Source organism: uncultured Blautia sp. (assembly GCF_902497045.1).
GTDB lineage: Bacteria > Bacillota > Clostridia > Lachnospirales > Lachnospiraceae > Blautia_A.
Genome location: NZ_CABVDF010000007.1, coordinates 1 through 16,701, shown reverse-complemented (window position 1 = coordinate 16,701; position 16,701 = coordinate 1). Strand labels below are relative to the sequence as shown.

Genomic DNA, 16,701 nt, shown 5'->3' with positions numbered 1-16,701 from the left:
TATGAACGAGATGCTTATCGAACTAGGGAAAAAAGCCAAAGCAGCAGAAGACAGTCTGCGCACTATTTCCACAAATAAAAAAAATCAGGTTCTTTCAGCTGTGGCAGACCATCTTGTTGCATGTTCAGAAACACTTCTGAAAGCAAACGAGACAGATGTCAGTAACGGAAGGGCAAATCATATGCCGGAAGGACTGGTAGACAGATTGCTTCTGACAAAAGAACGTATTGAAGGCATGGCAGAAGGACTTCGCCAGCTTGTAGGCCTGGAAGATCCGATAGGAGAGGTTACCGGTATGAAAAAACGCCCAAACGGACTTCTGATCGGACAAAAAAGAGTGCCCCTTGGTGTTATTGGCATTATTTATGAGGCACGCCCCAATGTAACTGCCGATGCTTTCGGTCTTTGCTTTAAAACAGGAAATGTTGTGATCTTAAAAGGAGGAAGTGATGCGATCCACTCCAACCAGGCTATTGTGGAATGCATTCGGGAAACACTAAAGGAACAGGGTGTCACAGAAGATGCCATTCAGCTTATTACAGATACATCCAGAGAAACTGCTGGTGAATTTATGAAAATGAACCAGTATGTAGACGTACTGATCCCTCGTGGCGGAAAAGGTCTTATTAAAGCTGTGGTAAATCAGAGTACGATCCCGGTAATCGAAACCGGAACCGGCAACTGCCATATTTATGTGGATGAAACAGCGGATCTTAACATGGCAGCCGATATCATACTGAATGCAAAGGCACAGAGAGTGGGCGTATGTAATGCATGCGAATCTCTTCTTGTCCACGACAGCGTTAAAGAAGAAATTCTTCCTGTTCTTGCCAGGAGACTTCAGGAAAAAAATGTAGAACTCCGTGCAGATGAAAAAGCTATTCCGTTTATGCCGGGTGCCGTTCCGGCTGTGCAGGAGGACTGGGGAACGGAATATCTGGATTACATACTTTCCATCAAGGTAGTGTATTCTGTAGAGGAAGCCATTGCACATATCAATCAGTATAATACAGGCCATTCTGAGGCGATCATTACAGAAAATTATACACACGCACAGAAATTTCTGGATCAGGTAGACGCAGCAGCTGTATATGTAAACGCTTCTACACGATTTACAGACGGATTTGAATTCGGCTACGGGGCAGAGATTGGTATCAGTACCCAGAAGCTTCACGCCAGAGGGCCTATGGGACTCCTTGCTCTGACCACGACCAAATATATCATTTATGGAAACGGACAGATCCGTCAGTAAAAGATTTCAGGACAGAAATTTATTGTGAAATTTGACTTTTGATTTACTTATGCTTATAATAATTAACAGTACTTGATCACTGAAATCGTAATGGCATAATATGCTATGGGAGGACTTAATGAGAAAAAAACAATTATATGCAGTTATCTTAGCAGGTGTAGTTGCTGCAGGTTCTGTTCCCGGCACTGCTTTTGCTGCTCAGCAGGACAGTGTACAGACTGCAGCAGAAACAATAGACAACGAATCAGCTGCTTCGGAGGCACCGTCTGAACCTGCTGAAACACCAGATGCGTCAACAGAAGCACCGTCTGAACCAACCGAAACTCCAGATACTCCTACGGAAACACCGGCAGAACCAACCGTAACTCCGGATGTTCCCACAGAGACACCGGCTGAGCCAACCGAAACTCCTGCTGAGCCAAATGGTGATGCACAGCCTGTACCAGAAACCACCGTAACACCAGAGGCTACCGTAACACCGGAGCCTTCTGCGACACCGATACCGGGTGGTCCTGTTGAGACTGATATGGGGGTATCTGTGAACCTGATCCAGGCTGATGGATCCGTAAAACCGGTTTATTATGCAACTCTTCAGGATGCAGTAAACGCTGCACTGGAATATTATCAGGCAGACGACCATGATAAATCCAAAGCAGTAGTTGTAGAAATAACCAAACAGTTTTCTCTTTCTGAAACAGTTCGGATTGAAAACGGAAAAATCAATATCGTAGCAGCAGCAGACGTATCCATTGGAAGAATCGACCCTCAGGATCCCAATAAGGATCTGGACGGAGATATGTTTGTAGTAACAGGAAAAGACAGTGAACTTCAGCTTTCTGCAGAAAACGGCGGCAGACTTACTCTGAGCGGTGAAAACAGATCCGGTGGAGCAGAACTTTCTTCCGGCGCTCTTGTCAGGGTTGAAAACGAAGGAAGCTTTGGTATTTCCGATGGTGTTATCCTTTCCGGAAACACTACCTCTGCTGAAGGAGCAGCTATTGACAGCAAGGGTGGAAGTGTTGTTCTTAAAGGCGGTACCATTACAGGAAACAGCGGTACAAAGGGAGCTGTATACAGCAATGCAGATATTGCCGTACAGGGAACTGTGTCCATCAAAGACAATACAGGTGCAAACCTTTATCTGGATGGAGAGGCAGCTGCTGTAGTAACAGATGCACTGACCAATTCTTCTATTTCACTGACCGCTTCTGCAGCGGCAGATCAGAAAGTAGTTGCAAAAGCAGGAAGCAAAGCCGATGGAACTCCGGTATCTGCTGATGAATTTAAAGCAGCAGCAGAACAGTTTTCATATGATACAGAAGATTACAGTATTATACTTGGCACAGATGGGCTGACTGCAGTTTTAAAACAGGAGCAGACTGTTACAACACCGACACCTACCCCTACTACAAGCCCTTCTTTCCTCACATATCAGAGCAAAACACTGAAGTGGGTAGATCATAATACTGCCACAGCTGTAATGTCAACTACAAAGGACTGTAAATGGTATTATTATTTTGTAGATGCAGGTACCTCTGCAGAAGACATTAAGAGACAGTATAATGCAAACAATGCCAAGAATGAAGCAAAAGCAAATACGAAATTTACCGTAAAGGCAGAAAAAATTCCGGAAAAAGAAACATGGCTGGTAGTAGCTGCAAAACCTACCACAGGCTCTGCTCAGCTCCGGGTTCTGAAGCTGAACAATAACAGCCGTCCTGCGGCTCCGGTTACACCGACTGTAACTACCCGTGCCCCAAGAAAATATCAGGTAACAGAGAGCAAGATTACCGGACTGGAAAATCCGCTGAAGTTCTTCCCGCGTAAATTTTATGATTTCCAGGTTGTAGGAGCCGGTCAGAATGATAAGGATCCTGTCAGCAATGATGAAAGATGGATTCCTCTTTACTGGTCCATGTCTGTAAATGGCACCAAAAACAACTCCTGGAGAATTGGCTCTCAGGAAAAGGGAATCCGCGAAGCAGCAACTTATCCTCTGTATGTTTTCTTCAGGAAACAGACCTATAATGGTAAAGAATGGGTAGATACAGATGTTGTAGAATATATGAAGACTTCTTTCAGTTCTGCGGAAATTACCGATGAAGAATGGAATGCTTATATTGATGAATACAACAATGAGCATCCGGATGATGGCCTGAACTATGACGGCACCGGAGCCGGCTCCGTTGCAGATCTCACTCCAACGGAAGCTCCATCTTCACAGGATACCGGTTCTTCTGAAAGAAACCCGGCAGATACTGCTGATAACACTCCGCTTGGTTCTATGAGCGCGCTTGCAGCTCTTTCTCTTCTTGCCGGCGGTTATGTGATCGTAAGAAAACGTAAAAAAGAAGAAATCTGACAGATGCCCTTCTGGCAGATTAATGAATATAAGAGACAGGTATAAAAGCCTGTCTCTTTTCATATATTTATCCTGGTATCAGGATATTTGTCTGATATTTCTAATAAAAAGAAGGGTTGGGGAAAACATGACAGAAACAGGGGATTTCACCTATGAGCAGATTTACTATACACTTTGGGAGACAGCGCAGAGATACCACCCGATCACACAGTTTCGAGTGATTGGAAACAGTCACGATGAAAGAATGATTCCCATGTTGGAAATGGGTGAAGGAACAGAAGTTATATTTTGTGTCAGTGGGATCAACGGAACGGACAGGCTTATGCCTTCCTGTCTTCTTTTGATGGTACAGGAATATTGCCGCGCCTGGGAATGCGGATGGAAATTAGAAAATATCTATGATGTAAAAGATCTGCTGTCTCACTGGAAGCTGTGTTTTATCCCAATATTAAATCCGGATGGTTATGAAATCTATGAAAAAGATTATTTTGTAATACGAAATCCAATTTACCGCCAGATGCTGCGCATGCAGGAAACTCCCTGCAAAGAATATTTCTGTAACGCCCGAGGTATGAATATCCAGAAAAACTTTCCCACCAGTTATTACCGGCGATATCGGATCGCACATGAACCAGCAAGTGAAAATGAGACAAAAGCACTGATCAGGATTCTTCAGGAATATCAGGGAAGAGGATTTCTTTCTTTTTGTCAGGCAGGAAAACGTATCCTGTATTATCGCCAGCCTCAGTCTTTTGCTGCAAATCAGAAAAGTACAAGATTTGCCAGACACTATCAAAAAGAATCAGGATTTCGGACAGAGCGTTTTACTCTAAACAGAAATCCCGGCAGAAATGAAAGCGCAGGAGAAGGTTCACCGGAAAGATTTTTTGCAGAAGTAATAAAACAGCCCTCTTTTCGTATTGAACTTCCATTTTTATACGAAGATCGGGATACAGAGAAAGCAAAGCTTTCAAATGGATTTAAACAGGCTTATTTTCAACTGCACACCGTTCCTCTGGAATATATTTTTTCTATGGAGGAAGGATGAAGAATAAGTTTTGACAGTATCAATTTTTTCCTGTATCATATAAGGTTGAAAAAGAACAGATAAGGAGTTATACATTTATGATAAACGAAAAAAATATCCCATCAAGCCAGGAAGAGACTGCCCGTCAGCAGTCCTTTATCCAGTTAGCAAAAGCTCTGACAGAACAGAAGATCAAGACACTTGGCCGTCCTCTGACCTATTGTCTTACAACCTTTGGATGCCAGATGAATGAGAAGCAGTCAGAAGCAGTGGCCGGTATCATGGATGAGATCGGCTATGTCCGTCAGGAAAATGAAGAAGCAGATGTAGTCATTTATAATACCTGTACTGTCCGGGAAAACGCAAACCTGAAGGTTTACGGACGTCTTGGGCATCTGCACAGTCTGAAAGATAAAAATCCGGATATGAAAATCATTCTTTTTGGATGTATGATGCAGGAAGCACATGTGGTAGAAAAGATTAAAAAAACATATTCCTTTGTAAATCTGGTATTTGGCACACATAATATTTTTAAATTTGCGGAATTGTTTTATGAAATGCTTCTTTCAGATATGCAGCTTATCGATATCTGGGAAGGCACTGACCAGATTGTGGAGGATCTCCCCACGGAACGAAATTATACCTTTAAATCTGGTGTAAACATTATGTTTGGATGCAATAATTTCTGCAGTTACTGTATCGTTCCTTATGTAAGGGGAAGAGAAAGAAGCCGTAAACCCGAGGCAATCATAAAAGAGATCAAAAATCTTGTAGCTGACGGTGTATCAGAAGTCATGCTCCTTGGTCAGAATGTAAACTCCTATGGCAAGACACTGGAGACTCCTGTGACCTTTGCACAGCTTTTAACTATGCTGGAGGATATTGAAGGATTAAGACGGATCCGTTTCATGACTTCTCATCCCAAGGATCTTTCAGATGAACTGATCGAGGTAATGGCAAAAAGTAAAAAAATCTGTCATCATCTTCACCTTCCTCTTCAGTCCGGAAGTAGCCGTATCCTGAAAGAAATGAACAGACGCTATGATAAAGAGAAATATCTGAATCTTGTGGAAAATATCCGCACAGCCATTCCGGATATTTCCCTGACTACAGATATTATCGTAGGCTTCCCGGGAGAAACAGAAGAAGATTTCCAGGAAACACTGGATGTTGTCAGACAGGCAGGATATGACACGGCATTTACCTTTATCTATTCTAAGAGAACAGGTACTCCTGCGGCTGCCAAAGAAGATCAGGTACCCGAGGATGTGGTAAAAGATCGTTTTAACCGTCTTCTGACTCTTGTTCAGGAACAGGGACGTATCCGTTCTTCCCGTTTTGAAGGAACTGTACAGGAGGTCCTTGTAGAAGAGGAGAGTAAAGAAAAAGGTATTTTCACAGGAAGAACTCAGTATAACCTTCTGGTTCATTTCCCGGCAGATGAAAGCCTTCTTGGAACCTATGTAAAGGTAAAACTGGAAGAATGTAAAGGTTTTTATTATCTGGGAAGCCTGTCCGAATAATCGATCATTCCAGAAATTAAAATACGAAAAAAGGAAAGAGGAGAAGAAAATTGAAAAAGAACAAATACGAGATTGATATGTGCAGTGGGCCTATTATGCCCAAGCTGATCTCGTTTTCTATTCCATTAATGTTGTCCGGCATCCTGCAGCTGATGTTTAATGCAGTGGATATCGTGGTGGTGGGAAAGTTCAGCGGAAGCCTTGCCCTTGCGGCAGTAGGCTCTACTACAGCATTGATCAACGTATTTACCAATCTGTTTATTGGGATTTCTCTGGGAGCAAATGTACTCAGTGCCCGGTTTTATGCCTCGGGAAGAACAAAGGAAATGTCTGAAACCGTACATACCTCCATCGCATTGGCTCTCATAAGCGGAATCCTGATGGCTCTTGTAGGACTGGGATTTGCCAGAAGCGCGCTGGAGCTTATGGGGACTCCTGCAGACGTGATCGGGCAGTCTGTACTCTATATGCGCATCTACTTTATGGGAATGCCGTTTTTTATGCTGTACAATTATGGAGCAGCTATCCTTCGTTCTGTAGGAGATACAAAACGTCCGCTACTTTTTCTGATCATTTCCGGAGTGATCAATGCAGTTCTGAATATGATCCTTGTAATCTGCTTTCATCTGGATGTAGCCGGAGTCGCGATTGCAACAGTTGCAGCTCAAATGATTTCCTGTGTACTGGTACTGCGTTGTCTTTATCGGTCAGAAGGAAGCTATCAGCTTCGTTTTTCCCGGCTGACTCTGAAGTGGGTTTATCTGAAACAAATCTTTCAGGTAGGAATTCCGGCAGGTCTGCAGAGCACAGTGATTAATTTTTCCAACGCACTGCTTCAGTCCTCGGTCAATTCCTTTGGTTCTGTGGCAATGGCAGGCTATACTGCAGCCAACAATATTTTTGGTTTTCTTTATGCAGCGGCAAATTCTGTTACGCAGGCGTGTATGAGTTTTACCAGCCAGAATTATGGCGTAGGAAAATTAAAAAGAATGGATAAAGTTCTTATTCATTGTATGATCCTTACCGTAGGTGTATCCCTGACTCTGGGCTGCGGTGCTTATATTTTCGGACCAGAGCTACTTAAGATCTATACAGATGAGGCAGAGGTAATACGCTGTGGTATGGAAATCCTATCTTTTACTACCGTTCCCTATTTCTTCTGCGGCATAATGGATCTTTTCCCCGGGGCTCTGCGTGGTATGGGACATTCTGCAGTGCCTATGATCCTTTCTGTGATCGGAACCGTAGGTATGAGAGTTATCTGGATCTTTATGATCTTTCCTGCACACAGAAGCCTGGAAGTTCTTTTTATTTCCTATCCGGCATCCTGGATCGCAACCATCATCCTTCAGGTGGGCTGCTTCCTTATTGTAAGAAAAAAAGTACACCGGACTGTCCTGGCATCGGATTAAAAGGTTCTGTACAGGATGAATTAAAAAAGAGAAGGGGATTCTTTTATGGATCTTTATGTAAAAGACATTGAAAAAATATGGAGCAACGGAAGTGCCACCCTGGTAGCAGGAAAAAAGGGGATTATGCGTAAAGTAGTGGCTTACGACATGATGGAACAGCCAAATGTAAAGGAATGGCTGAGAGAACATCTTTTGATAATCACAACAGGCTATGCTATCCGGAATGATAAAGAAGCACTCCTGAATTTGATCCGCACCATGAATGAAGCCAATGCTTCTGCACTGGCCATAAAAACAAGATTTTTTGATACCTTTCCGAAAGAGGCGCTGCAGCTGGCCGACGAACTGGCTCTTCCGTTATTTTTCCTGAATAACAATGCAGGATTTCAGGATCTGGTTTTCCCGGTAATGGTGGCGATCGTTGAGGCAAAAAATCAGATACAGATGGACACCAGATATCGGATCGGACGGCAAAGTAAGCTGGAGCAGGATCATCGTCTTTTTCTGGAACTCCTTACCGGAAAGATCACTCAGGAGGAAGAAGCAGAGCATCGGTGTCTTGCTCTTCACTGGCCATCGCCTCCGGTTAGGATCATTACGATTCAGTTGGAAGATAAAGGTCGTAATTCTACACTGCTGGAGATGAAAAGGGAAGGACAGATCCGGGAAATGGGACGGATATTGGATTGTCATTATCTTCATGGAGTAGTCGTTACCAGAAAAAAATCCTGTTTTTGTATTATAGATGCAGATGTACCCAGAGAGCTTTTATTAAAGATTTCTCAGGAATTTGCCGAAAAAACAAGAGAATTAAACAACAGCTGCTGCTTTGTAGTTCTCAGTGATGAAATCGTTGATTATCTGGATATTCCTGCGGTGTATGAGGCTGTAACAGAGAGTTTTCAGATCCGGGAAATCAAAAAAGAGAAAAAAGAAATCGTGTTTTTGCAGGATCTGCAGTATGAACGGATTCTCCTGCACACAGCCCAGAGAGAAGAAACAAAAAGTTTTGTGCAGAGGAAGCTGGGAATTCTGGAAGAATACGACAGGGCTCATGAAAGCGCACTTGTAGAAACCATAGATATGCTTGCTAAAAAACATGGCTCTCGAAAGCTGGCAGCAGAGGCGCTTTTTCTCCACAGAAACACCATGGCACACCGCATCCACAAGATCGAAGAGATACTGAATATTGACCTGGATGATATGGATGCACTCCAACAGTTGGAATTCGCCTGCAGATTACGGGCATATATGCAATAAAATTAAACAAATACAGAAAAATCAAATATTGATCAGAAATACGCACAAGAAAACAAGTATAGATAATATTCAGATGTGCATAATGCACAATATTGATGCAAAAAAAGAGACCAAAAAAACAATGACTTTATTAATTTAAAGTGATATTATCTCATTACAAGAAGCGTGAAGCCGATGTGGGCGAGCCTGCATCGGCTATTTTTATACCAAGGAGGAATGAACAACATGAGTAACAACACAAACAAAGATTACACGCAGCTTCATATTCATGCGGCAGATCATCCCAAAGCATATGCACCGCATATACTGATCCTTAACATTGTGATGAGTATACTTGGTGCGATCATTGGTCTTGAACTGATCGTACGTACCGGCGTGGCTCCTAATACGTCCATTGTAGGTGCATTATTCGCTATCATTATTTCACGTATTCCTATTGCAGTCCTGAAAAAATATCAGAGTATCCATTGCCAGAACCTGATCCAGACTACAATTTCCGGTGCAACCTTTTCCGCAGCAAACTGTTTTCTGCTGCCTATTGGTGTACCGGTGATCATGGGAAATCCTGAGCTGATGTTTCCGATGCTGATCGGTTCTTTCCTGTCAACTGTCATTGCTGCAACCATTCTTTACAAAACCTTTGATTCAGAAATGTTTCCGGCAGAGGGCGCATGGCCTCCGGGTGTGGCATCTGCACAGTCTATCCTTGCTGTTGTAGAAAAGGGCAAAAAAGCTCTGCTTCTTTTAGTGGGTATGGCAATCGGTATAGGCGGTAAGATAATCGGTATACCTACAGATCTTCTGGGTGTTTCCTGGTTCGGTGATTTTGCAGCTATGACTGCTCTTGGTGTTGGAAGTATTGTAATCGGTATTATCAAGGCAAACGGATTTATCATCAATATCTTTAATCAGAGCTTTCCGATCATCACCGATCTTTTTGGAGAAGGCGCTGACCTTATGTCAAAGCAGATGTTCCAGTACATGCCTCATGGTATCATGATCGGAGCAGGTATTATTTCCCTTGTACAGTGCGGACGTATGCTGTTCAAAAAAAGCGATGGAGACAGTGCGGCAAGCAAATTCTCCTCAAGTATGGCTAATATGAAAAAAGCTCTTGGCGGCGGTTACGTGGCATATCTTGTAGTAGCAGTGCTTCTTGCAGTGATTACAGGTATCTGGTCTGAAATGAATTTCTTCCAGCTTATCATCTGGGTGATCTTCTCTGCTTTTGCAGCCATTGCTTCTGAACTGATCGTTGGTATTTCTGCAATGTATTCCGGCTGGTTTCCGGGGTTTGCAACAGCACTTATTTTCCTGATCGTAGGTATGCTCATCGGTTTCCCGGCAATCCCTCTTGGAATCCTGGTAGCTTATACTTCAGCAACCGGACCGGCATTCTCTGATATGGCTTACGACCTGAAATGTGGTTATATCCTTCGTGGCTGCGGACAGGACAGCGAACTGGAAATGGAAGGAAGAAAGCAGCAGTATTATTCTGAGATGATCGGATTTGTAGTGGCATTTGTACTGGTTGCCATTATGGCAAATAAATATTTTGACCAGGGTCTTTTCGCCCCGGTTGATGCTACATTTGCAGCAACCATTGAAGCAGGTGCAGGTGCAGGTGTGGCAAAATGGCTGATCATCTGGGCAATCCCGGGTGCGATCATCCAGCTCCTTGGAGGATCCAGACAAATCGGTATTCTCTTTGCAACTGGTCTTCTGGTAGGCTCCACAATTAACGGACTTACCATCCTGATTGCTCTTCTTATCAGATATGTCCTTGTAAGACGCAATAAAGAAAATGAGCAGACACTGAATATCCTGGGTGCAGGTTCTCTTGCAGGTGCGGCATTGTACAGTTTCTTTACCGCAACGCTGTCTCTTGGCAAGAAAAAATAACGACTATAAATAAAATGAAAGAAGCGTGGATAAATTGAAAAATAAAGGGATCCGACTGACGAAGGATCTTCTTGACGCTGCTCTTTGCGGCGGAACAATCCTTGGAGGCGGTGGCGGCGGAGACGCAAAAAAAGGAAGAAAATATGCAGAGCTTGCCGTTCAGTATACAGATCTGAGACTGATACAGCCAGAGGATCTCAAGGATGATGACATTGTACTGACAGCGTCACTGGTAGGTGCTCCAAACGCAGAAAACCAGTTTATGACACCGAGAGATCTGGCAAGGACAGTAGAAATCCTTCAGAAAAACTGCGATTTCCCTATTGCAGGAATCATTACCAATGAGCAGGGCGGAGAAGCTACAGTGAACGGATGGCTTCAGGCTGCGATCCTTGGTCTTCCTGTTGTTGATGTTCCCTGTAACGGACGTGCCCATCCTACAGGGGTCATGGGCAGTATGAATCTTCATAAAGTAAAAGATTACAAAACAGTCCAGGCCTGTGTAGGAGGGAATCCTGATATAGGAGATCATGTAGAATGTTTCTTCGAAGGAAGTATTGAGCATACATCCAAGCTGGTACGTCTGGCCTCTATTGAGGCCGGCGGACTGGTCGCAGTAGCCAGAAATCCGGTAAAAGTTTCCTATGCAAAAGAAAACGGAGCTCCGGGAGGCGTACAATTTGCCATTGAAACCGGAAAAGCATTTTTGAAAGGGCTGGAAGTTTCTGTAGAAGAGGGAATCCGGCAGTTATGCTCTTTCTTTAATGGACAGGTTCTTGCAAAAGGAAAAGTGGAAAATTTCTCCATTGAGACCACAGGTGGTTTTGATGTGGGCTATGCAACAGTAGACGGATGTGAGCTTACTTTCTGGAATGAATACGCAACAGCGGAAAAAGACGGTGTCCGTCTGGCAACCTTCCCGGATCTGATCATGACAATCAATGCCGAAACCGGCGAGCCGGTGACAACTGCCATGATGGAAGAAGGTCTTGAGGTTTACGTAATAGCTACGGAGAAAAAGAATCTGAAGCTTTCCCCTGCAATGTATGCACCGGAACTTCTGAAAGCCACTGAAGACGTAATAAAAAAAGAACTGATCAGCTATCTTAATAAATAAAGGAGGACATACTTATGTTAATGAAACACATTATTGATGCTTACGAAGTGCTTGACAGCACCTATGTAACTGGAGAAAAGGTAAAGGAATATCTTCTTGGGATCAAACCGGATGCAAATATTGAAGTTTATGAGCTGGTCGGTCCAAAGGGAAGCACCGATATGCTGAAAGTGCGTATCCCGGGTACCAGAGGAAAGATGAACGGCGGAGATGCGCCTACCATCGGACTTCTCGGACGTCTTGGCGGTATCGGTGCGCGTCCGGAAAGAATCGGTTTTGTTTCTGACGGTGATGGTGCTCTCTGTGCAGTTGCTCTTGCAGCAAAGCTTCTTGATATGCAGAACAAAGGAGATTTCCTGGAAGGTGATGTATTTATTTCCACACATATCTGCCCGGATGCACCCACTGCACCTCATGATCCTGTTCCGTTTATGGGATCTCCGGTGGAAATGTCTCAGGTAAACAGAGAAGAGGTTTCCCCTGAGCTGGATGCCATCCTGTCTGTTGATACAACCAAAGGCAACCGTGTGATCAACACAAGAGGATTTGCTATTTCTCCAACTGTAAAAGAAGGCTATATTTTAAGAACCTCTGAGGATCTTCTGGATCTTATGCAGATCACAACCGGAAAACTTCCTTATGTGTTCCCGCTGGCTCTGCAGGATATCACACCATATGGAAATGATGTACATCATATCAACAGTGTTCTTCAGCCATGCACCGCAACCAACGCACCGGTAGTAGGTGTGGCGATCACAGCAGAAACCATGGTACCGGGATGTGCTACAGGAGCTACCCATGCTTCAGATGTAGAAGAGGCGGCACGCTTTATGCTTGAAGTTGCAAAGGCATTTGGAAAAGGACAGTGTAAATTCTATGATGAAGAGGAATATGCGCGACTGATTAAACTTTATGGAGATCTGAAGCATTTCCAGACTCTTGGAAACGAATAAGGAGGAGTTCTTATGAAAATCGGAGCAGTTACCATCGGACAGTCTCCCAGAGTGGATGTGACAAAAGATATTATGGGACTTTTTGACGATTCTCTGGAGCTGGTGCAGGCCGGAGGGCTGGACGGCCTCACCAGAGAAGAGATCGAAGCCTTTGCACCGGGACCGGAAGATTATGTTCTGGTGTCAAGGCTTACAGACGGAAGCTCTGTAACCTTTGCAGAACGTCATATTCTTCCCAGACTTCAGGATGCCATTACCAAAATGGAAGAAGAAGGCTGTGCTTTAGTGATGATGTTCTGCACCGGAAGCTTTCCGGAAACTCTTTCTGCAAAAAATATTCCATTGATCTATCCCTGCGAGCTTCTGAACAGACTGGTGCCCCTGATGACAAAAAAATCCAGCATCATCTGTATGACTCCATCACCTTTGCAGACCGCGCAGTGTGAAGAAAAATGGAGAAAATATGTAGATCAGGTAAAAGCTGTGGCAGCTTCTCCCTATGGAGAATGGGATGCTCTGGAGGAGGCCGCAGAACAGGTGAAAAACATGGACGGTGATCTTATCGTCCTGGACTGTATTGGGTATACACAGGAAATGAAGCGTATGTTTGCAGAAAAAACCGGAAAAAAAGTAGTTCTCCCAAGAACACTTCTTGCCCGTGTAGTTTCTGAACTTACGGATCTGTAAGAGATATGCGTAAAAAGGAGCAAAGAAAATGAATCAGTTAGTAAAGACAGCGGAAGGGGTTCTTTCCTCCTGCCTGGCAGTAAAAAAGGGAGAAGAGGTACTTATCGTAACCGATAATACCAGAAAAGAAATTGGAGAAGCAATTTATGAGGCGGCAGGAAATCTGGGCTGCGAAAGGCTTCTTATGGTAATGAATGAGAGAGAACTCAGCGGACAGGAGCCTCCAAAGGCAGTGGCAGCAGCCATGAAAAGCGCAGATGTGGTGATCGCGCCTACTGCTCAGTCTCTGACTCATACCAATGCCAGAATAGAGGCAGCCAAAGCCGGGACAAGGGTGGCTACCATGCCCGGTATCACAGAGGAAATGTTTTCTCAGGGAGCAATGACAGCAGATTATTCCAAGGTAGAAAAACTGACGGCTGTGGTTACAGAAATGCTCTCAAAGGCTTCTGTGGCAAAAATTGAAAAGGATGGGCATGTTCTGACCATCAATATAAATGGAAGAGACGGTGTTCCAAGTCCGGGAGTATACCGGGAACCGGGAAAATGCGGAAATCTTCCTTCCGGAGAGGCTTATATTGCACCTCTGGAGGATGGTTCCGAGGGGGAAATGATCGTAGACGGTTCCATGGTAGGTATCGGAAAGCTGGACAGCCCTCTTCATATGGTAATCTCCGGCGGAAAGCTCCGTTCTGTAACAGGAGAAAAAAGCGAAAATCTGGATGTTCTCCTGAAAAATGAAACAAACGGAACACTCTGTGAGCTGGGTATCGGAACAAATGAAGCGGCTGTATTAAACGGAATTATCCTGGAAGATGAAAAAGTATATGGAACAGTGCACATCGCATTTGGAACCAATACTTCCTTTGGCGGAGTAAACAAGGCAGAGTGCCATATGGACGGCATTATCCTCCGTCCTACCTTATATCTGGACGATGTAAAAGTAATCGAGGATGGGGTGTTCCTCGTATAAAGAGAGGTGGCTTTTTTGGAGAAGAAATTTAAAATCGGTCTGATCAGAGTACTGACTACAGAAAATGAAGATGTACTGCTTGCACATGAAAGGCAGCTGAAATCTTATTTTCCTCAGCTGCAGATCGAAACAAAATGTATTCCGGATCAGTATGAAGGAATCCATACTCCGGAACTTGGAGAAATTGCAGTACCAAAGATCGTGGAAACTGCCAAAAGTTTTAAAGATGCGGATATGATCATTGTCAGCTGTGCAGACGATCCCGGCGTGGAGGAGATACGAGAAGCTCTTCCTGGTATACCAGTTACAGGAGGAGGAGAGACCACTGTAGCTCTTGCTCTCAAATATGGAGAAAAAATCGGAGTTCTTGGAATCACCGACTATGCCCCGAAAGCATATGTACGAATGATCCCGGATCAGATGATCCTGGGAAAACCGGATGGAGTTGACAGCACTCTTGATCTTATGACGCCGGAAGGCCGGCAGAGCGCAGTAGACATGGCATGTAAATTAAAAGAACAGGGAGCACAGGTTCTTGCACTTGCATGTACCGGGATGGCAACCATCGGAATCGCAAAGGAGCTGGAGGAAGCTACCGGTCTTCCGGTAATCGATCCGGTAATGGCAGAAGGTCTATTTGCTTATTTTGAATATCTGAAAAAATAACAGTACAGCATTATTTCTGCAAACAAAAAACAGAGTCTGCAGTCCGGGTGATACCAGGCAGCAAACTCTGTTTTTTTGTGCCAAGATATGGTAAACTAATAAGAAATAATGCCCTTTGCTTTCCACAATTTTTATTTTGTGGACAAGGAACATGCTTTAAGCAAGGAGAATAACAAAATGAGCAAAAAAGAAAACATACAATCAAATGAAAGAGAACTGTTTTACGGGGAAAAGCTTGGAAAAATGATCCGTTGTGAGACAATTTCCAGCAGTTTTTCCCAGGATCTCAGCAAGTTTTACCGATTTCATGAGGTTTTGGAGCAGCTTTTTCCAAATATACACAAAACCTGTGAAAAGTATGAATTTAATGGCAGCCTTCTGTTCAAATGGAACGGAAAAGGGAATGGAAAACCCATTCTTTTTATGAGCCATCAGGATGTTGTGGAGGCAAACGGACAGTGGGAACACGATCCTTTTGGCGGGGAGATCATCGACGGAGCTGTCTGGGGAAGAGGAACCGTGGATACCAAGGGCAGTCTTTTCTGTTTTCTTCAGGCAGCAGAGGAGCTGATTGGCAAAGGATATGTACCGGAATGCGACGTATATCTTGCCAGCAGCTGTACGGAGGAGATCGGAGGAGAAGGTGCCTCTCTTACCGTAAAATGGCTTCAGAATCATGAGGTACAGCTGCGTTTCCTTATGGATGAAGGCGGTATGATCAAAGAAGAGCCTATGAAAGGGGTGAAAGGCCGTTTTGCCATGGTAGGCTGTCTGGAAAAAGGCTATGGAGATATCCGCTTTACTGCCAGAGGAAATGGCGGACATGCCAGCGTACCTCAGAAGCAGACGCCCCTTACACGTCTGGCAGCCTTTATGATGGATATTGAAAATCATAACCCCTTTACTGCAAAAATGAATCCTACCGTAGCGGAAATGTTCCGGAGAATGGCTCCCTGCACCCAAGGACCGCTGGGCACAGTAATGAAATATGAACGTCAGCTGGAGCCTCTTTTGGAAAAACTTCTTCCAAAAGTCAACCCTCTGGGCGCTGCCATGATCTCCACAACCCTGAATTTTACCATGGCAAAGGGAGCAGATGGATTGAACGTCATTCCTCAGGAGGCTTATGTAACAGGCAATATGCGTTTTATCCACCACCAGGGACCAAAAGAAAGTCTGGCTCTTGTATCAAAAATTGCAAAAAAATATGAAATTGAAGTAGAACCACTCCTGATCCATGAACCATGCCCTGTAGTAAATTATAAAAGCAAACCTTTCCGTCTGGTGGAGCATGTGGTCAGAAAAATGTTTCCGGGTGTGATCGTAGCGCCGTATGCCATGACAGGAGGAACCGATGCCAAATTCTATACCCCTGTCTGCAAAAACAGCATACGTTTTGCGCCTCTGGAGATCAATGAGCAGCAGTATCAGAGTATCCATGGGCTCAATGAAAATATTAATATCAATACACTTCCAAAGGCAGTTGATTTCTATAAGCGAATTATCCGTCATATGGAAAACTGGAAAGAATAAGACAGATCAATTCAAAATAATTGACAATACGATT

The 16,701-nt window shown here is 44.0% G+C and carries 13 protein-coding genes; all 13 read left to right on the top strand.

From position 1 onward, the window contains the following. The first annotated feature begins 10 nt into the window (after nucleotides 1-10). The 13 genes from RDS42_RS01665 (at nucleotide 11) to RDS42_RS01605 (ending at nucleotide 16,667) form a co-directional block, all read left to right on the top strand. On the top strand, nucleotides 11-1,252 hold the full coding sequence (locus RDS42_RS01665; protein WP_369124207.1) for a glutamate-5-semialdehyde dehydrogenase: 1,242 nt from the start codon (nucleotides 11-13) through the stop codon (nucleotides 1,250-1,252). A 118-nt stretch (nucleotides 1,253-1,370) separates the two neighbouring features. Continuing rightward, nucleotides 1,371-3,614 carry a hypothetical protein gene (locus RDS42_RS01660; protein WP_308782048.1) on the top strand — a complete coding sequence of 748 codons (2,244 nt, stop codon included), beginning with the start codon at nucleotides 1,371-1,373 and terminating at the stop codon, nucleotides 3,612-3,614. A 127-nt stretch (nucleotides 3,615-3,741) separates the two neighbouring features. Further along, nucleotides 3,742-4,662, top strand: a complete 921-nt coding sequence (locus RDS42_RS01655) for a M14 family zinc carboxypeptidase (protein ID WP_308782047.1) — start codon at nucleotides 3,742-3,744, stop codon at nucleotides 4,660-4,662. 77 nt (nucleotides 4,663-4,739) lie between these two features. Then, a complete protein-coding gene (gene miaB / locus RDS42_RS01650; RefSeq protein ID WP_308782046.1) occupies nucleotides 4,740-6,164 on the top strand; it encodes a tRNA (N6-isopentenyl adenosine(37)-C2)-methylthiotransferase MiaB in 1,425 nt (474 codons plus the stop codon). Between the two features lie 77 nt (nucleotides 6,165-6,241). After that, nucleotides 6,242-7,576, top strand: coding sequence for an MATE family efflux transporter (locus tag RDS42_RS01645; RefSeq protein WP_308782064.1), 1,335 nt, complete (start codon nucleotides 6,242-6,244; stop codon nucleotides 7,574-7,576). 45 nt (nucleotides 7,577-7,621) lie between these two features. After that, on the top strand, nucleotides 7,622-8,836 hold the full coding sequence (locus RDS42_RS01640) for a PucR family transcriptional regulator ligand-binding domain-containing protein (protein WP_308782045.1): 1,215 nt from the start codon (nucleotides 7,622-7,624) through the stop codon (nucleotides 8,834-8,836). A gap of 225 nt (nucleotides 8,837-9,061) precedes the next feature. Further along, complete coding sequence (locus tag RDS42_RS01635; protein ID WP_308782044.1) at nucleotides 9,062-10,738, top strand: OPT/YSL family transporter; 1,677 nt, start codon at nucleotides 9,062-9,064, stop codon at nucleotides 10,736-10,738. A 25-nt stretch (nucleotides 10,739-10,763) separates the two neighbouring features. Continuing rightward, nucleotides 10,764-11,855: a DUF917 family protein gene (locus tag RDS42_RS01630; RefSeq protein WP_308782043.1), complete on the top strand. Its 1,092-nt coding sequence runs from the start codon at nucleotides 10,764-10,766 to the stop codon at nucleotides 11,853-11,855. A gap of 14 nt (nucleotides 11,856-11,869) precedes the next feature. Beyond that, entirely contained in the window at nucleotides 11,870-12,808 is a 939-nt protein-coding gene (locus RDS42_RS01625; RefSeq protein ID WP_177274013.1) for a DUF1177 domain-containing protein, read from the top strand. Nucleotides 12,809-12,820: 12 nt separating this feature from the next. Next, nucleotides 12,821-13,495 (top strand): AroM family protein, encoded by a 675-nt coding sequence (locus RDS42_RS01620; RefSeq protein ID WP_308782042.1) that lies wholly within the window; start codon nucleotides 12,821-12,823, stop codon nucleotides 13,493-13,495. Between the two features lie 28 nt (nucleotides 13,496-13,523). Then, nucleotides 13,524-14,468: an aminopeptidase gene (locus tag RDS42_RS01615; protein ID WP_308782041.1), complete on the top strand. Its 945-nt coding sequence runs from the start codon at nucleotides 13,524-13,526 to the stop codon at nucleotides 14,466-14,468. A gap of 6 nt (nucleotides 14,469-14,474) precedes the next feature. Next, a complete protein-coding gene (locus tag RDS42_RS01610) occupies nucleotides 14,475-15,134 on the top strand; it encodes an aspartate/glutamate racemase family protein (protein WP_308782040.1) in 660 nt (219 codons plus the stop codon). 177 nt (nucleotides 15,135-15,311) lie between these two features. Continuing rightward, on the top strand, nucleotides 15,312-16,667 hold the full coding sequence (locus tag RDS42_RS01605) for a M20/M25/M40 family metallo-hydrolase (RefSeq protein ID WP_308782039.1): 1,356 nt from the start codon (nucleotides 15,312-15,314) through the stop codon (nucleotides 16,665-16,667). The last annotated feature ends 34 nt before the right edge of the window (nucleotides 16,668-16,701 follow it).